The sequence below is a fragment of the Fusobacteria bacterium ZRK30 genome, from assembly GCA_024628785.1.
Classification (GTDB): domain Bacteria; phylum Fusobacteriota; class Fusobacteriia; order Fusobacteriales; family Fusobacteriaceae; genus Psychrilyobacter.
Genome location: CP102405.1, coordinates 482,236 through 503,142, shown reverse-complemented (window position 1 = coordinate 503,142; position 20,907 = coordinate 482,236). Strand labels below are relative to the sequence as shown.

Sequence of the window (20,907 nt, the reverse complement as noted above, 5' to 3'; positions counted from 1 at the left end):
TCCTTTAACAGGTCAAATGAAAAGCACCCACCTTTTTTTTTGAATCAATCTTATTAAATATCTCTACAGCCTTACTGCTTTTTTCAATATAATACTTTATTCCGGCTGCTTCCAACTCTTTTTTTACTTCATCTGCTACATCCATACGACCTGAATAGCCTGTTCCAATAACCAAAACCTCTGGCTGGTAATCTAAGATTTCACCTAAATCTCTAAGTTGCAGATAGTGCCCCTGATCCCTCCACCAGCTCGATTTTACCTTCTCTGGAAATATTATAAGATCTGAATCAAAAATATTACCATCCACTTTCATTCTTCCAAACAAATAACTTTCAATTACCATAACAACCATCCTTAAAAAAAATTTGATTTATCTTTATTTATTCTAAAAACTCTCCTTCATTCCTTCAAGAGAGAGCACTTATTAATTTTATAAAAAAAATGGAGGAAAATCCTCCATTTTTATCTATTATATTACTTTTTATTTCTGTTCATATACATATAGTAAGTCAATAAACTCTTCATATCTGTAGTTATCTCTTCCATCTCTTCTAAGTTTATCCACTTAGTTATGAGATCTTCAGTTTCATCCAATTCTAATTCCAACGGTTTTATTTCGTTATTTTTTAATTTAACTATATAAATATACAATTTTTCAGTAGTGTACCCCGGTGATGAGGCCAAAGCTTCCTTAGATTCATATATTATTTCTACATCATCCATTGTATATCCTGTTTCTTCCCTGAGCTCTCTTTCCAAGGTTGATTTAGCAGTTTCTCCTTTTTCTATTATCCCTGCCGGTATTTCCAATAGGTGAGAATTTGTCCCAGGTCTGTATTGGTCTACTAGGAGAGTTTTTTCTTCTTTTTCATCTAATACTAATACACCTATGGCATTAGGCTTATTTATATATTCCATCTTCAATTCCCTGGTAGGATGATCTTTTAGCTCTATTTTTAAAAACTTTAAGTCTGATAATTTCATAAAAATTTCTCCTTGTATTTTTTTGACCTCTATATTGCCCAATTCCCATCTCTAAATATAGGTGTTATAATTCCATTCTCTTCAATTCCATCGATAGATAGGTCCTTTGATCCTACCATGAAGTCTACATGTACCAAACTGTCGTTTACTCCTTCAATTTCTAATTCTTCTTTAGTCATATTTTCTGCACCTTCTATACAGCTCTTATAAGCTGACCCAAATGCAAAGTGACAAGATGCATTTTCATCAAATAAAGTGTTATAGAATAAAGTATTTGTATTAGAAATAGGAGAATCTACTTGTACTAAAGCAATTTCACCTAAGTATCTAGCTCCCTCATCTGTATTTAATAAACCTTCTAATACTTCATATCCTTTTTCAGCTGTAAAATCCACTACTTTTCCTTTTTCAAAAGTTAACGTAAAGTTATCGATTATATTTCCATTATAGTTTAATGGCAGCTTACTTGCTAAAGTTCCATCTACTTTATTTTTATTTGGTAATGAGAATACTTCTTCTGTTGGTAAGTTAGGGTTAAATACTACTCCGCCTGTCGTTGTTGATGCTCCTGCTTTCCATAATTGCTTCTTTGACATCCCCACCATTAAGTCAGTTCCTTCTGATTTATAGTGAAATGCTGTAAATTTCTTTTCATTTAAAATATTTACTTTTTCTGTTAAGTTCTTATTATGTTGATCCCAGTTAGAGATAGCATCTCCGTCTACTCTACACATATCTAGTATCATTTCCATTAATTTATCCATAGCTTCTTCTGTAGAAACTCCAGGAAATACCTTCGTTGCCCAAGCTTCACAAGGTACTGCAACTATACTCCAAGCGTTTTTATCAGATAATACTTTTTCATAGTACCCTTTTATAGCTTGTGATCTCACTTTTGACCAGTTTGCTACCCTTTTAGCATCTACATCTTTTAATAATTCCGGGTCTGGAGAGATTACATTCAAAAAACAAGCTCCTTTATCAGCTAAATCATTTAACCGATCTGCACTCCATTTAGGAAACTCTTCAAAAGCTTTATCATTTGCTTTTTGAAATTTCATTAGAGTTAATTGATCATCAGACCAGTTGTATACTACTTCTCTTGCTCCTCTTTCATAAGCTATTTTACTTAATTCCCTTACAAATTCTAACGAATGCATTGGCGCATTTATACTTACTATTTGATCTTTCTGTACATTTACTCCTGTTTTTATTGCTAATTCTGCGTATTCTTCTAATTTCTTTCTCATAATTATCTCCCCCTTTTTTTATTAAATATATTATATAGTAATTTCATGTTTTTGTATCTACTTTTTTCAAGTTTTATAAAAAATAAAATAACAAAAAAAGCCATCAAAATTAATTGATGACTCCGGTATTTATATTGGTTATGGTGCGCCACACAGGGTTTGAACCTGTGACAACTCGATTAAAAGTCGAGTGCTCTACCAGCTGAGCTAGTGGCGCATATTTTTACAAAAAATAAAAAAGACTTGGCAAGTTCCTATCCTCCCAAGGGGCTGCCCCCTAAGTACTTTCGGCGTTTACGGACTTAACTTCTGGGTTCGGAATGTGACCAGGTGTACCCCCGTAGCTTTTCTTACCAAGCTTACTTTCTTATTGAATATTGTTAAACATTCAAAACTATATAATAATGTTTCATAAATTAACTTTCTAAAAATCATTTACTTTAGGTAAAGTGTTCGTCATATTAGTATTGGTCAGCTAAAGACTTCAGCCCTTACACCCCCAACCTATCAACCTCCTAGTCTCGAAGGTGACTTATCAATGATAGAATACTTATCTCTGAGTTGGCTTCCCGCTTAGATGCTTTCAGCGGTTATCCATTCCAAACGTGACTACCCAGCTATGCCATTGGCATGACAACTGGTACATTAGAGGTTTGTCCATCCCGGTCCTCTCGTACTAAGGACAGATCTCATCAATATTCTTACGCCTACAGTGGATAGGGACCGAACTGTCTCACGACGTTCTGAACCCAGCTCACGTACCGCTTTAATGGGCGAACAGCCCAACCCTTGGGACCTTCTCCAGCCCCAGGATGCGATGAGCCGACATCGAGGTGCCAAACTTTGCCGTCGATATGGACTCTCGGGCAAAATCAGCCTGTTATCCCCGGGGTAGCTTTTATCCGTTGAGCGATGGCCCTTCCATTCGGAACCACCGGATCACTATGTCCTGCTTTCGCACCTGCTCGATGTGTCTATCTCACAGTCAAGCTCCCTTATGCCATTGCACTCTTCGGTTGATTTCCATCCAACCTGAGGGAACCTTTGAACGCCTCCGTTACTCTTTCGGAGGCGACCGCCCCAGTCAAACTACCCACCTAGCACTGTCTCCATGATTACACATCACAGATTAGAATCAAAATGTTATATGGTTGGTATTCCACCAGCGACTCATATACAGCTAGCGCCATATAATCACAGTCTCCCAACTATCCTATACACATAACATCTCAACCCAATACCAAGCTATAGTAAAGCTCCACGGGGTCTTTCCGTCCTACTGTAGGTAACCGGTATCTTCACCGGTAGTACAATTTCACCAGGCCTCCCGCCAAGACAGCATTCGAGTCATTACACCATTCGTGCAGGTCGGAACTTACCCGACAAGGAATTTCGCTACCTTAGGACCGTTATAGTTACGGCCGCCGTTCACCGGGGCTTCAATTTGAGTCGCTAAACCCTCCTCTTAACCTTCCGGCACTGGGCGGTGTCAGCCCATATACATCGCCTTTCAGCTTAGCATAGACCTGTGTTTTTGCTAAACAGTTGCTCGAATCTCTTCACTGCGGCCATCAAAAGCTCAAAATCGCGTGTATTTATCACCTTTAATGGCACCCCTTCTCCCGAAGTTACGGGGCCATTTTGCAGAGTTCCTTAGCGAGAGTTAGCCTGTACGCCTTAGATTTCTCATCCTAACCACCTGTGTCGGTTTACGGTACGGGCACTATAATTCTCAATAGAAGCTTTTCTCGGCAGCGTGGGATTTGTACCTTCGTGTTCATTACAAACACTCCGCATCACACCTCAGATCTAAAACCGTGGATTTTCCTGCGGTTCCATCCTACATGCTTACACAGACATATCCAACAGTCTGCGCACATACCCTTCTGCGTCCCTCCATCTCTCAAACAAATTACAGTGGCGCAGTAATATTAAACTGCTTTCCATTCGCCTACGCAATCTAGCCTCGGCTTAGGTCCCGGCTTACCCAGAGAAGACAAGCTTTACTCTGGAAACCTTGGTTTTCCGGCGAGAGGGATTCTCACCCTCTTTCTCGCTACTCATTCCTGCATTCTCACTTCCGATACCTCCAGATTGGGTTACCCCTTATCCTTCAACGGCCTACGGAACGCTCTCCTACCAGTCTACACATAGTGTATACTCCACAACTTCGGTTTATATCTTAGCCCCGTTACATTGTCGGCGCAGAGACTCTCGACCAGTGAGCTATTACGCACTCTTTAAATGTATGGCTGCTTCTAAGCCAACATCCTGGTTGTTTCAGAATCTCCACCTCCTTTCCCACTTAGATATAATTTGGGACCTTAGTTGGTGGTCTGGGCTGTTTCCCTTTTGACCATGGATCTTAGTACCCATAGTCTCACTCCTGATCTCTTGAAATATGGTATTCGGAGTTTGATTGATTTCGCTAAGCAATATGCCCGCTAGACCATTCAGTGCTCTACCCCCATATTTAAACAATCAGCTGCACCTAAATGCATTTCGGAGAGAACGAGCTATCTCCTGGTTCGATTGGCTTTTCACCCCTATACCTACCTCATCCCCCGGCTTTTCAACGACGGTGGGTTCAGACCTCCACTGTGTCTTACCACAGCTTCATCTTGGACAGGCATAGATCACCAGGTTTCGCGTCTACAACCAACGACTAATTCGCCCTATTCAGACTCGGTTTCCCTTCGGCTCCGTTATACTTAACCTCGCCATTGATCGTAACTCGCAGGATCATTCTCCAAAAGGCACGCCATCACACGCCCGAAGGCTCTGCTCTGACCGCTTGTAAGCACACGGTTTCAGGTTCTATTTCACTCCCCTCCCGGGGTTCTTTTCACCTTTCCCTCACGGTACTATTCACTATCGGTTAGTAAGAGTATTTAGCCTTACGAGATATGGTCCTCGCTGATTCACACAGGGTTTCTCGTGTCCCGTGCTACTTGGGATTACAGTGACTTGCTAACATAAGTTCCCTATACAGGACTATCACCTTCTACGGTTGAACTTTCCAGTTCATTCTAGTACCTTTGTTAGTCAAGCGCAGACTTTGCAGATCTGCTACTCTGTATCCCACTACCCCCAACAAGCAACGCCTGCATGCTATCACACTTGTTCGGTTTGGGCTCTTCCCCGTTCGCTCGCCGCTACTTAGGGAATCGTTTTTACTTTCTCTTCCTCGGATTACTTAGATGTTTCAGTTCATCCGGTTCCCGTTTCCACACTAGTTCTTCAAACTAGTAGGTTTACCCATTCGGAAATCTAAGACTATTACGCTCAATTGCAGCTTGTCTTAGCTTATCGCAGCTTATCACGTCCTTCATCGGCTCTTATTACCAAGGCATTCTCCGTGCGCCCTTAATTTCTTAACCTATTATTAAAATAGAATTTTAATATTTTTTGCTTAATTTGTTTTTAGAATTTTTGAAATCTAATTATCGTTCAGTTATTTCTAACTCTTCGTTAATTATTGTTACACTCTCGTGTAACTGAAGATCTAATAAAATTGTTAATTTATTATTTCATTACTATATAGTTTTCAATGTCCAACTGGTATTTTCTCTCAAAAAAGAGAACATTACCAAATAAATAGAGAAAGAGCAGTATAAATATTCTTTATGTAATACCATTTGCATGGTCTCATAAAGTGCTCCTTAGAAAGGAGGTGATCCATCCGCACCTTCCGGTACGGATACCTTGTTACGACTTCACCCCAATCGCTAATCACACCTTAGGAACATCCCTCCATAAATGGTTAGGCCTGCTACTTTAGGTGCAACCAACTCTCGTGGTGTGACGGGCGGTGTGTACAAGACCCGAGAACGTATTCACCGCGACATTGCTGATTCGCGATTACTAGCGATTCCAACTTCACGCAGTCGAGTTGCAGACTGCGATCCGAACTAAGATTGGCTTTCTGAGATTTGCTCCACGTCGCCGTATTGCTGCTCTCTGTACCAACCATTGTAGCACGTGTGTAGCCCAGCACATAAGGGGCATGATGACTTGACGTCATCCCCACCTTCCTCCTGCTCGTCGCAGGCAGTCTCGCATGAGTCCCCAACTTAATGATGGTAACATACGATAGGGGTTGCGCTCGTTGCGGGACTTAACCCAACATCTCACGACACGAGCTGACGACAGCCATGCACCACCTGTATCAACGTTCCACCGAAGCGGCACCAAGTCATCTCTGACGAGTTCGTTGTATGTCAAGTGCTGGTAAGGTTCCTCGCGTTGCGTCGAATTAAACCACATGCTCCACCGCTTGTGCGGGTCCCCGTCAATTCCTTTGAGTTTCACACTTGCGTGCGTACTCCCCAGGCGGTTCACTTATCGCGTTAGCTTCGGCACAGAGGTTCGACCCCCTACACCCAGTGAACATCGTTTACGGCGTGGACTACCAGGGTATCTAATCCTGTTCGCTCCCCACGCTTTCGAGCTTTAGCGTCAGTATCTGTCCAGTGAGCTGTCTTCACTATCGGCATTCCTACAAATATCTACGAATTTCACCTCTACACTTGTAGTTCCGCCCACCTCTCCAGTACTCTAGCCTGCCAGTTTCAAACGCAATACGGAGTTGAGCCCCGCATTTTCACATCTGACTTAACAAGCCGCCTAGACTCGCTTTACGCCCAATAATTCCGGATAACGCTTGCGACATACGTATTACCGCGGCTGCTGGCACGTATTTAGCCGTCGCTTCTTCTGGTGGTACCGTCACTTTCTTCTTCCCACCTGAAAGCACTTTACAATCCGAAGACCTTCATCGTGCACACAGAATTGCTGGATCAGACTTTTGGTCCATTGTCCAATATTCCCCACTGCTGCCTCCCGTAGGAGTAAGGGCCGTGTCTCAGTCCCCTTGTGGCCGTTCACCCTCTCAGGCCGGCTATCCATCGTCGGCTTGGTAGGCCATTACCCTACCAACTACCTAATGGAACGCAAAGTTCTCCTCCAGCGCATATAGCTTTCATAAGTTCTTGATGCCAAGATCTCATAATATCCGGTATTAGCTAACCTTTCGATTAGTTGTCCCAGTCTGAAGGGCAAATTCTTTACGCGTTACTCACCCGTCCGCCACCGTACTATCTTCCGAAGAAGAATTCCAGTCGACTTGCATGTGTTAAGCATTCTGTCAGCGTTCATCCTGAGCCAGGATCAAACTCTACATTCAAATTTATATCCTAACTTCATAAATGAAGTTTAGCTATCTATTAAAAGATAATTATTTTTATAGTGGTTCATTCCACTGTACACCTTAATCGATTGTTTGAAAACAAAGTTTCAAACGACAATTGAGTTTTTAATTTACACTTTCTTTCTCTATTTAATTGCTAATGTCCTTTTGTTGGCTTCAAAGATATTTCTCTGATGCACAAGAAGAAGTATACCGCGTTTACAGCTTTTCGTCAAGGATTTTTTTGTTTTTTTATTGTGTTTTTTCAAAACATTTCCCAAAATAGAATTTAAAAGCAGAATGGCCTCTATTAATACCTATTTTTATTACCTTACAACCGATAAAACACATTTGTTATTACAAATGAAATAATTCAAAAAAATAAAGATCTCCTTTAAAATAGGATAACGTTTTCGTTATTTTACTGTTTTTAAATACTCTATTTCTCTTCCAAGTAAACTAATTATTAAGAAATGTCAGCAAAAAAGTATATATAGAACCTACCTCGCAAACAGCAACAAATATCGCCCTTCGCTACAGAAATCATTACCAACCTCCTGTTTTGAAGTTTATAGTCATGTAGTGCTTCTATAATAACAATTGTTAGTTAGTGTCTCCCCACTATTTTTACTTCGGTTTGCCTTTGACATTGTAATTTATACTTATCGATCAAAAAACATAAAAAGTAAAACTTAAATCTTTAAAATAAAATCATTTTTATAGATAAGTTTCTTATTAAATTTTAAAGCAAAAAAGGATAACTCAAGCAAAAAAATTACTTATAGCCACCCTTTTTGGTTATATCTATTTCACACACTAAATTAATTTATTAGAGTTCAAGATTTTTCTTTCAATTTTATTATTATATGTAGACATAAATTAAGTCTTGATTTTAAAGCTACCTATATATAATTTTGTATAAAAAAAAGTCTCAAAAGAGACTTTTAAAGTTTTTATATGGCGGGAGTGACGAGACTCGAACTCGCGACATCCTGCGTGACAGGCAGGCACTCTAACCAACTGAGCTACACCCCCATATAATACTATTAAATTTAAATGGTGCTCACAACTGGACTTGAACCAGTGACCCCCTGCTTGTAAGGCAGGTGCTCTCCCAACTGAGCTATGCGAGCATAAGTGGTGCCTTGACGCGGAATCGAACCACGGACACGAGGATTTTCAGTCCTCTGCTCTACCGACTGAGCTATCAAGGCATATATGTATGGCGATGGGACTGGGACTCGAACCCAGACCCCTTGCGGGTTCACCGGTTTTCAAGACCGGCTCCTTAGCCAGTTCGGACATCCCACCGTATACATATAATATTTTTAAATATGGTACTCCGTAGGGGAGTTGAACCCCTCCCGCTTGAGTGAAAACCAAGAATCCTAACCGATAGACGAACGGAGCATACTTAAAAATTATTTGTGGTGCCGCTTATCGGAGTCGAACCAATCACCTACTGATTACAAGTCAGTTGCTCTACCAGATGAGCTAAAGCGGCATACTTTGTTTTTTATGGTGCGCCACACAGGGTTTGAACCTGTGACAACTCGATTAAAAGTCGAGTGCTCTACCAGCTGAGCTAGTGGCGCATATTTTTTTTATTGGGGTGGCTGACGGGACTTGAACCCGCGACAACCAGTACCACAAACTGGCGCTCTACCAACTGAACTACAACCACCATATTTGTTTAAATGGTGAGCCTGAAGGGATTCGAACCCCTGACCCACGCCTTAGAAGGGCGTTGCTCTATCCAGCTGAGCTACAGGCTCTTTTAAAAGAATTTTTGGAGCGGGAAACCAGGTTCGAACTGGCGACATTCAGCTTGGAAGGCTGACGCTCTACCAACTGAGCTATTCCCGCGTATCTTGCTATATTCTATTAAAAATGGTCGGAACAATAGGATTCGAACCTATGACCCCCTGCTCCCAAGGCAGGTGCGCTACCGGGCTGCGCTATGCTCCGTTAAATGGCGCTTCTTACAGGACTTGAACCTGTGACAACTCGATTAACAGTCGAGCGCTCTACCAACTGAGCTAAAGAAGCATTTTGAAAGACTTGGCAAGTTCCTATCCTCCCAAGGGGCTGCCCCCTAAGTACTTTCGGCGTTTACGGACTTAACTTCTGGGTTCGGAATGTGACCAGGTGTACCCCCGTAGCTTTTCTTACCAAGCTTACTTTCTTATTGAATATTGTTAAACATTCAAAACTATATAATAATGTTTCATAAATTAACTTTCTAAAAATCATTTACTTTAGGTAAAGTGTTCGTCATATTAGTATTGGTCAGCTAAAGACTTCACAGCCCTTACACCCCCAACCTATCAACCTCCTAGTCTCGAAGGTGACTTATCAATGATAGAATACTTATCTCTGAGTTGGCTTCCCGCTTAGATGCTTTCAGCGGTTATCCATTCCAAACGTGACTACCCAGCTATGCCATTGGCATGACAACTGGTACATTAGAGGTTTGTCCATCCCGGTCCTCTCGTACTAAGGACAGATCTCATCAATATTCTTACGCCTACAGTGGATAGGGACCGAACTGTCTCACGACGTTCTGAACCCAGCTCACGTACCGCTTTAATGGGCGAACAGCCCAACCCTTGGGACCTTCTCCAGCCCCAGGATGCGATGAGCCGACATCGAGGTGCCAAACTTTGCCGTCGATATGGACTCTCGGGCAAAATCAGCCTGTTATCCCCGGGGTAGCTTTTATCCGTTGAGCGATGGCCCTTCCATTCGGAACCACCGGATCACTATGTCCTGCTTTCGCACCTGCTCGATGTGTCTATCTCACAGTCAAGCTCCCTTATGCCATTGCACTCTTCGGTTGATTTCCATCCAACCTGAGGGAACCTTTGAACGCCTCCGTTACTCTTTCGGAGGCGACCGCCCCAGTCAAACTACCCACCTAGCACTGTCTCCATGATTACACATCACAGATTAGAATCAAAATGTTATATGGTTGGTATTCCACCAGCGACTCATATACAGCTAGCGCCATATAATCACAGTCTCCCAACTATCCTATACACATAACATCTCAACCCAATACCAAGCTATAGTAAAGCTCCACGGGGTCTTTCCGTCCTACTGTAGGTAACCGGTATCTTCACCGGTAGTACAATTTCACCAGGCCTCCCGCCAAGACAGCATTCGAGTCATTACACCATTCGTGCAGGTCGGAACTTACCCGACAAGGAATTTCGCTACCTTAGGACCGTTATAGTTACGGCCGCCGTTCACCGGGGCTTCAATTTGAGTCGCTAAACCCTCCTCTTAACCTTCCGGCACTGGGCAGGTGTCAGCCCATATACATCGCCTTTCAGCTTAGCATAGACCTGTGTTTTTGCTAAACAGTTGCTCGAATCTCTTCACTGCGGCCATCAAAAGCTCAAAATCGCGTGTATTTATCACCTTTAATGGCACCCCTTCTCCCGAAGTTACGGGGCCATTTTGCAGAGTTCCTTAGCGAGAGTTAGCCTGTACGCCTTAGATTTCTCATCCTAACCACCTGTGTCGGTTTACGGTACGGGCACTATAATTCTCAATAGAAGCTTTTCTCGGCAGCGTGGGATTTGTACCTTCGTGTTCATTACAAACACTCCGCATCACACCTCAGATCTAAAACCGTGGATTTTCCTGCGGTTCCATCCTACATGCTTACACAGACATATCCAACAGTCTGCGCACATACCCTTCTGCGTCCCTCCATCTCTCAAACAAATTACAGTGGCGCAGTAATATTAAACTGCTTTCCATTCGCCTACGCAATCTAGCCTCGGCTTAGGTCCCGGCTTACCCAGAGAAGACAAGCTTTACTCTGGAAACCTTGGTTTTCCGGCGAGAGGGATTCTCACCCTCTTTCTCGCTACTCATTCCTGCATTCTCACTTCCGATACCTCCAGATTGGGTTACCCCTTATCCTTCAACGGCCTACGGAACGCTCTCCTACCAGTCTACACATAGTGTATACTCCACAACTTCGGTTTATATCTTAGCCCCGTTACATTGTCGGCGCAGAGACTCTCGACCAGTGAGCTATTACGCACTCTTTAAATGTATGGCTGCTTCTAAGCCAACATCCTGGTTGTTTCAGAATCTCCACCTCCTTTCCCACTTAGATATAATTTGGGACCTTAGTTGGTGGTCTGGGCTGTTTCCCTTTTGACCATGGATCTTAGTACCCATAGTCTCACTCCTGATCTCTTGAAATATGGTATTCGGAGTTTGATTGATTTCGCTAAGCAATATGCCCGCTAGACCATTCAGTGCTCTACCCCCATATTTAAACAATCAAGGCTGCACCTAAATGCATTTCGGAGAGAACGAGCTATCTCCTGGTTCGATTGGCTTTTCACCCCTATACCTACCTCATCCCCCGGCTTTTCAACGACGGTGGGTTCAGACCTCCACTGTGTCTTACCACAGCTTCATCTTGGACAGGCATAGATCACCAGGTTTCGCGTCTACAACCAACGACTAATTCGCCCTATTCAGACTCGGTTTCCCTTCGGCTCCGTTATACTTAACCTCGCCATTGATCGTAACTCGCAGGATCATTCTCCAAAAGGCACGCCATCACACGCCCGAAGGCTCTGCTCTGACCGCTTGTAAGCACACGGTTTCAGGTTCTATTTCACTCCCCTCCCGGGGTTCTTTTCACCTTTCCCTCACGGTACTATTCACTATCGGTTAGTAAGAGTATTTAGCCTTACGAGATATGGTCCTCGCTGATTCACACAGGGTTTCTCGTGTCCCGTGCTACTTGGGATTACAGTGACTTGCTAACATAAGTTCCCTATACAGGACTATCACCTTCTACGGTTGAACTTTCCAGTTCATTCTAGTACCTTTGTTAGTCAAGCGCATACCTTGCAGTTCTGCCGCTCTGTATCCCACTACCCCCAACAAGCAACGCCTGCATGCTATCACACTTGTTCGGTTTGGGCTCTTCCCCGTTCGCTCGCCGCTACTTAGGGAATCGTTTTTACTTTCTCTTCCTCGGATTACTTAGATGTTTCAGTTCATCCGGTTCCCGTTTCCACACTAGTTCTTCAAACTAGTAGGTTTACCCATTCGGAAATCTAAGACTATTACGCTCAATTGCAGCTTGTCTTAGCTTATCGCAGCTTATCACGTCCTTCATCGGCTCTTACTACCAAGGCATTCTCCGTGCGCCCTTAATTTCTTAACCTATTATTAAAATAGAATTTTAATATTTTTTGCTTAATTTGTTTTTAGAATTTTTGAAATCTAATTATCGTTCAGTTATTTCTAACTCTTCGTTAATTATTGTTACACTCTCGTGTAACTGAAGATCTAATAAAATTGTTAATTTATTATTTCATTACTATATAGTTTTCAATGTCCAACTGGTATTTTCTCTCAAAAAAGAGAACATTACCAAATAAATAGAGAAAGAGCAGTATAAATATTCTTTATGTAATACCATTTGCATGGTCTCATAAAGTGCTCCTTAGAAAGGAGGTGATCCATCCGCACCTTCCGGTACGGATACCTTGTTACGACTTCACCCCAATCGCTAATCACACCTTAGGAACATCCCTCCATAAATGGTTAGGCCTGCTACTTTAGGTGCAACCAACTCTCGTGGTGTGACGGGCGGTGTGTACAAGACCCGAGAACGTATTCACCGCGACATTGCTGATTCGCGATTACTAGCGATTCCAACTTCACGCAGTCGAGTTGCAGACTGCGATCCGAACTAAGATTGGCTTTCTGAGATTTGCTCCACGTCGCCGTATTGCTGCTCTCTGTACCAACCATTGTAGCACGTGTGTAGCCCAGCACATAAGGGGCATGATGACTTGACGTCATCCCCACCTTCCTCCTGCTCGTCGCAGGCAGTCTCGCATGAGTCCCCAACTTAATGATGGTAACATACGATAGGGGTTGCGCTCGTTGCGGGACTTAACCCAACATCTCACGACACGAGCTGACGACAGCCATGCACCACCTGTATCAACGTTCCACCGAAGCGGCACCAAGTCATCTCTGACGAGTTCGTTGTATGTCAAGTGCTGGTAAGGTTCCTCGCGTTGCGTCGAATTAAACCACATGCTCCACCGCTTGTGCGGGTCCCCGTCAATTCCTTTGAGTTTCACACTTGCGTGCGTACTCCCCAGGCGGTTCACTTATCGCGTTAGCTTCGGCACAGAGGTTCGACCCCCTACACCCAGTGAACATCGTTTACGGCGTGGACTACCAGGGTATCTAATCCTGTTCGCTCCCCACGCTTTCGAGCTTTAGCGTCAGTATCTGTCCATGAGCTGTCTTCACTATCGGCATTCCTACAAATATCTACGAATTTCACCTCTACACTTGTAGTTCCGCCCACCTCTCCAGTACTCTAGCCTGCCAGTTTCAAACGCAATACGGAGTTGAGCCCCGCATTTTCACATCTGACTTAACAAGCCGCCTAGACTCGCTTTACGCCCAATAATTCCGGATAACGCTTGCGACATACGTATTACCGCGGCTGCTGGCACGTATTTAGCCGTCGCTTCTTCTGGTGGTACCGTCACTTTCTTCTTCCCACCTGAAAGCACTTTACAATCCGAAGACCTTCATCGTGCACACAGAATTGCTGGATCAGACTTTTGGTCCATTGTCCAATATTCCCCACTGCTGCCTCCCGTAGGAGTAAGGGCCGTGTCTCAGTCCCCTTGTGGCCGTTCACCCTCTCAGGCCGGCTATCCATCGTCGGCTTGGTAGGCCATTACCCTACCAACTACCTAATGGAACGCAAAGTTCTCCTCCAGCGCATATAGCTTTCATAAGTTCTTGATGCCAAGATCTCATAATATCCGGTATTAGCTAACCTTTCGATTAGTTGTCCCAGTCTGAAGGGCAAATTCTTTACGCGTTACTCACCCGTCCGCCACCGTACTATCTTCCGAAGAAGAATTCCAGTCGACTTGCATGTGTTAAGCATTCTGTCAGCGTTCATCCTGAGCCAGGATCAAACTCTACATTCAAATTTATATCCTAACTTCATAAATGAAGTTTAGCTATCTATTAAAAGATAATTATTTTTATAGTGGTTCATTCCACTGTACACCTTAATCGATTGTTTGAAAACAAAGTTTCAAACGACAATTGAGTTTTTAATTTACACTTTCTTTCTCTATTTAATTGCTAATGTCCTGTTGTTTGTCTCGCTTCAAGTCGCTTTCGCTTTCCCTCGCGGACAAGAAGAAGTATACCGCGTTTACAAGTTTTCGTCAAGGATTTTTTTGTTTTTTTATGAATTTTTTTTTGTTTTTTTTGTTTTTTTTGTTTTTAAAAAACAAAACATCAACTATCGTTTATTTTATTGACTTACAGCCAGACAACTTATATGTTATCAACATGTAATGTTGATAACATATTTTTTTATTAATTAATTTTTTTTTCCAATAATTTATCTGCACTCAACCTTATTCCAATAGCACCTACCGGTGCCGTTATAATTACACTTAATATTGCCATGGCTTGTATCAACTCTCCTCCTACCACACCCATTTGAACAGGTATACCAGCTTTAGCTGATTGAACCGTTGCTTTAGGCAGGTAAGCTATTACACAAAACAATCTCTCTTTCATATTTAAATCTGTACCTATCAGAGCTATTAATACACCAATTGACCTTACTATAAGAGATATAAATACTATCACGCTACCAATATAAAATATATTTCCAACAAGTGAAGGATCTATAGCTGTTCCTACTAATGTAAATAAAAATACCGCTCCTACTGACCAGGCTTTTCCCAAACCATCCATTATATTATTTCCTAACCATTCATAATAGTTAGTTATTACATAACCAATTACCATTATTCCTAAAAGGGAATTAAAGTATCTTAAATGATATGTAGTTTCAATTATCCTCATTCCAACTGCCATTCCTCCTACTAATATAGTCTGGAAGATTTCAGATTTTATTTTTTTAGATATTTCCCCTGCTATTACAGCGACTATAACTCCTACAACTATTCCTATTGCTGTAGAAATTGGTATAGTTATTAAATTTTTTAAAATTCCACCACTGGTACCTAGATACATCCCCATGAAGGATGTAAACATAGCAATGGCTACACTATCATCTGCAGAAGCTCCTGTCAGAAGCATTTGAGGTATAGCTTTTTTTTCTCCTAAACCTCTCTTTATCAGGTCTACCATGGCAGGAACTAATACTGCCGGACTCACTGCCGCTATTATAAATCCCAATATTCCAGCTTGTATCGTTGGCAGCCCCAAAAATTTTATGGATAAAAACATAACTGCCAACCCCTCTACTGACACAGGTATCAAACTGAGAAGTACTGCTGCTCTTCCTACTTTTTTTATTTGTTTTTTTCTAATCCCTAAACCTGCTATTAATAATACTACGACCAAAGCTAGATTTTTTAAAACTCCCCCCAATTCCAAAGCTGCAGGATCTATTATTTTTAGATATACATTGGCTAAACAACCAAATGCAATCATACCTATTAATTTGGGCAGATATATTTTTTCAACTAATTTTCCAACTATTACTCCACCTACAAATAAAATTAAAAACGAAACCAAAACATTTAACATAATTTTCCTCCTAAATATATATAATAAAAAAACTTCTACACCAATACAAAAATTGTATCGGTGTAGAAGCCATTAACTTTTTGCAAGTAGTTTTAGATCCAAATCTAAGGAGAGCTTCATCTCCTGGATAAATTATATCATACAAAATATTTTTAAGTAAATATAAATATATATAGTTCAACTTTATTTTTGTCTATATACATATTTGTTAACAGACAATACTTTGTATTTTACCTAAAATTTTATTTCATATTCTCTAAATTTGTAATAAGTATTGCTATATCATTTCCTGTTACCCCACTTATCCTTGTAGCTTCTCCAATAGACAACGGTTTTATCTGTTCTAATCCATCTCTGGCTATATTAGATAATCCTGCTATGGTTTCAAATTTAAATCCTTCTGGTATTTTCATACTCTCTAATTTTCTAAACTTTTCTATTTGTGTTTTTTCTCTCTCAATAAATGCATTGTACTTAACTATAGTTTCAATCTGGTTTTTAACAAATGTAGGCAACTCTTTAACATCTATAATTAATCCCAAAGAATCATAGGTAACTTCTTTTTGTTTTAATAGTTCAGATAATTTTACCCCTTTACCAAATCTGTCCTTGGCATCTACACTTTCTAAAACTTCATTTGCCTGTTTCATGGAGATACTTATTTGATTTATTCTTTCAACTTCATATCTTACCGTCTCTCTGGCGTCCTCTAAAAACTTAATTTTATCCTCAGAAACAATACCTATCTCTTTAGCTTTATCTATTAGTCTCATAAATGCATTGTCAAATCTAAGAGTTAATCTGTATTCTGCTCTAGACGGTAATACTCTATATGGTTCTGGAGTTTTTTTATGGATTATATCATCGACTAATACCCCTAGGTAACCCTCTGTTCTATCTATTATAACAGGTTCTTTCCCTAATACTTTTCTACTGGCATTTACCCCTGCTAAAAATCCTTGAGCTGCAGCTTCTTCATATCCAGAAGTTCCATTTATCTGTCCTGCAAAATAAAGATTTTTTATCTTTTTACTCTCTAAACTAGGATACAACTGATAAGATGGTGCATAGTCATATTCTACTGCATAACCATACCTCATTATTTTAGCATTTTCTAATCCTGCTATAGTTCTCATCATTTTTTCTTGAGCAAATGGGGGCATAGCTGTTGTCAAACCATTTACATAAAGTTCATTTGTTTCTTTTGATTCCAATTCCAAGAAAATTTGATGATTTGTTTTCTCAGGAAAGTTTAAAACTTTTCTATCCAGTGACGGGCAGTGTCTCGGCCCATGAGTTTCTATTATCCCACTTACTATTGGTGAATACTCCAACAAGTCTTGAGCTACTTTTACAGTTTCAGGAGTTGTGTATGTCAGCCATGTAGGTGCATTATTATTTTTTTCCTTCTTAGTAAACAATGAAAAATATTTTGGATGATCTTCTCCATGCATCTCCTTCATCTTACTGAAATCCACAGTTCTCATATCCACCCTTGGAGGAGTAGCAGTTTGATACCTATCCAGTATTATTCCGCTTTTAACCAATGCATCTGATAATTTTTCAGCAGACTTCTCGCCTATCCTACCTGCAGGATACTTTACATCTCCAATAACTATTCGTCCCTTTAAGAAAGTTCCGGTAGCTAATATTACCGAACTTGCTCCATATTCAATTCCCAGGTCGGAGATAACACCTTTTATTTGTCCATCCTCAATAATAATGTCCTCTACTGTACCTTGAATACTATCTAAGTTAGGAGTATTTTCTATCATCTCTTTCATTTTTACCCTATACCAATATTTATCCGCTTGTCCACGAGTAATCCTGGCTGCAGGTCCCTTACTGGTATTTAAGTGTTTTAACTGTAAATTATATTTATCGGTATGTTTCCCAATCTCTCCACCTAATATATCTACTTCTGCAACTATATGACTTTTTCCTGGTCCTCCTATAGAAGGATTGCACGACATCATAGCTATAGTATCTAAATATATTGTAAATAGAGCTGTTTTTAATCCTGATCTTGCTGAAGCTAGTGCAGCTTCACATCCAGCATGTCCTCCACCTACAACGATTACATCATAATTCATAAGTTCTCCTTTTTTTACTTTATTTTTGTTCGTATACATTTTTTTCTTTAAAATATAAATACTATGTATTAAAAGAAAAAAATACTGCAGAAATATCTGCAGTATTTCATATTTTTTTTATAATTTATTTTCCTACACAAAAATTACTAAATATATGATCTAAAACATCTTCCGATGATATCTCTCCAGTCACTTCTGATAGCGCATCTAAAGCTTCTTTTAAATCTACAGCTATTAGATCCATTGGTAATCCCATATTTATTGTTTCAAATATATTTTCTATAGCTTCTTTTGTTTTAACTAGAGCAGATCTGTGTCTGATATTAGTTATAACTAAAGTTTGCGATGAATCTTCAACCTTACCTGATACAATATAAGAATATATTTCTTCTTCCATATTAGTTATACCAATATTTTCTTTCGCTGAAATTTCAATCCATCTACCTACTTTATCTAATTTAGATAAGTCTATTTTTTGTTCCATATCTATCTTATTTAATATCCCTACAACTTTTTCTGCATGAATACTGTTGTGTACTCTAAGATCCTCTTCACTGAGTTCTCTAGAGCCATCTACAACAAACAAGATTAAATCTGAATCATTTAATAACTTTTCAGATTTCTCCACTCCAATACTTTCGATAATATCATCTGTATTTCTGATTCCTGCTGTATCAGCCAGGATAAGTGGTATTCCCTTTATATTGACAATTTCCTCTATTACATCCCTTGTTGTTCCTGGAATATGAGTTACTATTGCTCTTTCTTCTTTTAATAAAGAGTTTAACAAACTGGATTTTCCTACATTAGGTTTTCCAACTATTGCTGTTTTTACTCCCTCTTTAATCATCTTTCCCTGGGTATAAGAGGCTGATAATTTATCCGAAGTTTCTAAAACTTCCTTTAAATTATCTACTAAACCTTCTGGTAACGGATCGTCGATTCCCTCTTCAGGATAATCTAAAACCACATTTATATGGGCAACTACATCTAGAAGTAGTTTCTTTAGATGTAATATCTGGTCTTTTAAATCTCCTCTTAATTGATCCAATGAAAGAGACAAACTTTTTTCTGTTTTACCATGGATTAAATCAATTATAGCTTCTGCCTGGGTAAGATCTAATCTTCCATTCATAAAAGCTCTTCTTGTAAATTCACCCTGCTCAGCAATTCTAGCTCCACTAGACAAAACTAACTCCAATACTTTTTCAGTCATAAGATATCCACCGTGGCAGTTTATCTCTACTATATCTTCCTTAGTATAAGTTTTGGGACCCTTCATTATACTGACCATTACTTCATCTACTAATTTTTCACCTGAATACAGATGTCCATAATTAATAGTAAAATTCTTTAATTCTTCTACTTTTTTGTTAGATATCGGTCTAAATATTTTCGAAAGAATGTTTATAGAGTCTCCTCCAGACATTCTGACAATTCCTATTCCACCTTCTCCTCTAGGAGTAGATATTGCCGCTATTGTATCAAACATAGTTTTACCCCATTCTTTTTCTTTTAATTACAATATATCTCTTAGGATCTCTTCCTTCACTGAAAGTATCAAGCTCCTTATATTTGTTCACTATCTCATGAATTATCTTTCTTTCTCTTGGTGGCATTGGATTTAACTTTACTATTTTATCAGTATTTAATGCTTTTTCAGCCATTTTTCTAGCTAAATCTCTAAGAGTTTCTGCTCTTTTAGCTTTAAATCCTTCTACATCCACTTCTACTTTTACACTTTTGCATAAAGAATTTAAAAGGTATTCAAAACTATTTAAAGTTTTACCTTTTTTTCCTATGATTATTCCATTGTCTTCACCAGATAGATTGATTAAAACATAATGGTCTCTAGCTTCTAGAATATCTACATCTAAAACTAGTCCCATATTATTTAATAATTCATTGGCTCTTTCTACTACTATATCTTCTATTTTAGTCTCTACTATCTCAACTGTTTTTTCCATTTGAATCTCGTATTCTCCATCTTTTTTAAAAAAACCAAAAAATGAAGTTGCTTTTGATATTTCAATAACTTCTACGATTTTATTCTTATCAATATTATGGTCTTTTACAGCTTTGATTATAGCTTCGTCTTTTGATTTAGCTTTAATTTGATAAGTTAAGTTCATTTTACGCCTCATCCCTTCTACTCATTATATAATATTGTTGTGCTACTGAAGCCAAACTAGATACAAACCAGTACAATTGTAATCCTGCTGGCATCTTGTATGAGATAAATATCATCATTACAGGAAACATGTAAGTCATCATTTTCATTTGCGGGTTAGCAGATCCTTGACTTGCACTCATTAATTTCTGTTGGAAATAAGATACAGCACCATTTAATAATGGTAATAAATAAAGTGGATCTGGTTGAGATAATGTTAACCAAAGAAATTTAGCTCCATCTGCTATAACTCCTCCATCTGCTCCTGTTTTTCTTAAAACTCCAAAAAGTGCAAATAATATTGGCATTTGTAATAATATAGGTAAACAACCACTTGCAGGGTTCACCTTATGTATTTTATATAGTTCAATTGTTTTCTGATTTAATGTTTGCGGATCGTTTTTGTATTTCTCTTTAAGTGCTTCTAATTCTGGTTGCAATTTTTTCATAGCACCCATAGATTTATCTTGTTTTAACGTAAGTGGTAGTAATACTAATTTTATTAAAATAGTTATACCAATTATAGCTAATCCATAATTCCCAAAAATATTATACATCATTTCTATCGCACTTTCTAAAACGCCTTGAAGTGCTCCGTATACAGCTCCGATCAACTTTGTTCCTCCT

Annotated in this window: 8 protein-coding genes, 13 tRNA genes, 6 rRNA genes and 1 riboswitch; all 27 genes read right to left on the bottom strand. The window is 39.7% G+C overall.

Features of this window, described 5'->3' with window-relative positions:
• Window positions 1-4: 4 nt before the first annotated feature.
• The 27 genes from NRK67_07385 to NRK67_07255 all read right to left on the bottom strand — a co-directional run bounded on the left by NRK67_07385 (window position 5) and on the right by NRK67_07255 (window position 20,840).
• Window positions 5-343: an MTH938/NDUFAF3 family protein gene (locus tag NRK67_07385; protein UUV19277.1), complete on the bottom strand. Its 339-nt coding sequence runs from the start codon at window positions 341-343 to the stop codon at window positions 5-7.
• Between the two features lie 131 nt (window positions 344-474).
• Window positions 475-984: an NUDIX hydrolase gene (locus NRK67_07380; GenBank protein UUV19276.1), complete on the bottom strand. Its 510-nt coding sequence runs from the start codon at window positions 982-984 to the stop codon at window positions 475-477.
• 29 nt (window positions 985-1,013) lie between these two features.
• Window positions 1,014-2,234 (bottom strand): aminopeptidase, encoded by a 1,221-nt coding sequence (locus NRK67_07375; protein ID UUV19275.1) that lies wholly within the window; start codon window positions 2,232-2,234, stop codon window positions 1,014-1,016.
• A 141-nt stretch (window positions 2,235-2,375) separates the two neighbouring features.
• Window positions 2,376-2,451: transfer RNA gene (locus tag NRK67_07370), tRNA-Lys, on the bottom strand.
• Between the two features lie 24 nt (window positions 2,452-2,475).
• Window positions 2,476-2,592: ribosomal RNA gene (gene rrf, locus NRK67_07365) — 5S ribosomal RNA — on the bottom strand.
• An 83-nt stretch (window positions 2,593-2,675) separates the two neighbouring features.
• Window positions 2,676-5,614, bottom strand: a 23S ribosomal RNA gene (locus tag NRK67_07360).
• Window positions 5,615-5,900: 286 nt separating this feature from the next.
• A 16S ribosomal RNA gene (locus NRK67_07355) occupies window positions 5,901-7,419 on the bottom strand.
• Together the 16S, 23S and 5S rRNA genes with 1 tRNA gene alongside form the textbook arrangement of a ribosomal RNA operon.
• 961 nt (window positions 7,420-8,380) lie before the next feature.
• Window positions 8,381-8,457 (bottom strand) — tRNA-Asp (locus NRK67_07350).
• 22 nt (window positions 8,458-8,479) lie between these two features.
• Window positions 8,480-8,555, bottom strand: a tRNA-Val gene (locus NRK67_07345).
• A gap of 5 nt (window positions 8,556-8,560) precedes the next feature.
• A tRNA-Phe gene (locus tag NRK67_07340) sits at window positions 8,561-8,636 on the bottom strand.
• Window positions 8,637-8,645: 9 nt separating this feature from the next.
• Window positions 8,646-8,733, bottom strand: a tRNA-Ser gene (locus tag NRK67_07335).
• A 24-nt stretch (window positions 8,734-8,757) separates the two neighbouring features.
• Window positions 8,758-8,832 (bottom strand) — tRNA-Glu (locus NRK67_07330).
• An 18-nt stretch (window positions 8,833-8,850) separates the two neighbouring features.
• Window positions 8,851-8,926, bottom strand: a tRNA-Thr gene (locus tag NRK67_07325).
• Window positions 8,927-8,941: 15 nt separating this feature from the next.
• Window positions 8,942-9,017, bottom strand: a tRNA-Lys gene (locus NRK67_07320).
• 13 nt (window positions 9,018-9,030) lie between these two features.
• Window positions 9,031-9,106: transfer RNA gene (locus NRK67_07315), tRNA-His, on the bottom strand.
• Between the two features lie 14 nt (window positions 9,107-9,120).
• Window positions 9,121-9,197: transfer RNA gene (locus tag NRK67_07310), tRNA-Arg, on the bottom strand.
• 15 nt (window positions 9,198-9,212) lie between these two features.
• Window positions 9,213-9,288: transfer RNA gene (locus NRK67_07305), tRNA-Gly, on the bottom strand.
• Between the two features lie 25 nt (window positions 9,289-9,313).
• Window positions 9,314-9,390 (bottom strand) — tRNA-Pro (locus NRK67_07300).
• Between the two features lie 5 nt (window positions 9,391-9,395).
• Window positions 9,396-9,471: transfer RNA gene (locus tag NRK67_07295), tRNA-Asn, on the bottom strand.
• 10 nt (window positions 9,472-9,481) lie between these two features.
• Window positions 9,482-9,598, bottom strand: a 5S ribosomal RNA gene (rrf, locus tag NRK67_07290).
• Between the two features lie 83 nt (window positions 9,599-9,681).
• A 23S ribosomal RNA gene (locus tag NRK67_07285) occupies window positions 9,682-12,625 on the bottom strand.
• A 286-nt stretch (window positions 12,626-12,911) separates the two neighbouring features.
• A 16S ribosomal RNA gene (locus NRK67_07280) occupies window positions 12,912-14,429 on the bottom strand.
• Between the two features lie 400 nt (window positions 14,430-14,829).
• Window positions 14,830-16,017 carry a cation:proton antiporter gene (locus NRK67_07275; GenBank protein UUV19274.1) on the bottom strand — a complete coding sequence of 396 codons (1,188 nt, stop codon included), beginning with the start codon at window positions 16,015-16,017 and terminating at the stop codon, window positions 14,830-14,832.
• Window positions 16,018-16,073: 56 nt separating this feature from the next.
• Window positions 16,074-16,150, bottom strand: a riboswitch (Fluoride riboswitch).
• Between the two features lie 109 nt (window positions 16,151-16,259).
• Window positions 16,260-18,110 (bottom strand): tRNA uridine-5-carboxymethylaminomethyl(34) synthesis enzyme MnmG, encoded by a 1,851-nt coding sequence (gene mnmG / locus NRK67_07270; protein UUV19273.1) that lies wholly within the window; start codon window positions 18,108-18,110, stop codon window positions 16,260-16,262.
• Window positions 18,111-18,234: 124 nt separating this feature from the next.
• A complete protein-coding gene (mnmE, locus tag NRK67_07265) occupies window positions 18,235-19,602 on the bottom strand; it encodes a tRNA uridine-5-carboxymethylaminomethyl(34) synthesis GTPase MnmE (protein ID UUV19272.1) in 1,368 nt (455 codons plus the stop codon).
• 4 nt (window positions 19,603-19,606) lie between these two features.
• Complete coding sequence (locus NRK67_07260; protein UUV19271.1) at window positions 19,607-20,242, bottom strand: KH domain-containing protein; 636 nt, start codon at window positions 20,240-20,242, stop codon at window positions 19,607-19,609.
• A gap of 1 nt (window position 20,243) precedes the next feature.
• A complete protein-coding gene (locus tag NRK67_07255; protein UUV19900.1) occupies window positions 20,244-20,840 on the bottom strand; it encodes a YidC/Oxa1 family membrane protein insertase in 597 nt (198 codons plus the stop codon).
• Between the last annotated feature and the right edge of the window lie 67 nt (window positions 20,841-20,907).

Coding starts and splice junctions, on each gene's coding strand:
- mnmE (UUV19272.1), bottom strand. CDS start 19,602: ATGTTTGATACAATAGCGGCAATATCTACTCCTAGAGGAGAAGGTGGA.
- NRK67_07380 (UUV19276.1), bottom strand. CDS start 984: ATGAAATTATCAGACTTAAAGTTTTTAAAAATAGAGCTAAAAGATCAT.
- NRK67_07375 (UUV19275.1), bottom strand. CDS start 2,234: ATGAGAAAGAAATTAGAAGAATACGCAGAATTAGCAATAAAAACAGGA.
- NRK67_07255 (UUV19900.1), bottom strand. CDS start 20,840: ATGATGTATAATATTTTTGGGAATTATGGATTAGCTATAATTGGTATA.
- NRK67_07385 (UUV19277.1), bottom strand. CDS start 343: ATGGTAATTGAAAGTTATTTGTTTGGAAGAATGAAAGTGGATGGTAAT.
- NRK67_07260 (UUV19271.1), bottom strand. CDS start 20,242: ATGAACTTAACTTATCAAATTAAAGCTAAATCAAAAGACGAAGCTATA.
- mnmG (UUV19273.1), bottom strand. CDS start 18,110: ATGAATTATGATGTAATCGTTGTAGGTGGAGGACATGCTGGATGTGAA.
- NRK67_07275 (UUV19274.1), bottom strand. CDS start 16,017: ATGTTAAATGTTTTGGTTTCGTTTTTAATTTTATTTGTAGGTGGAGTA.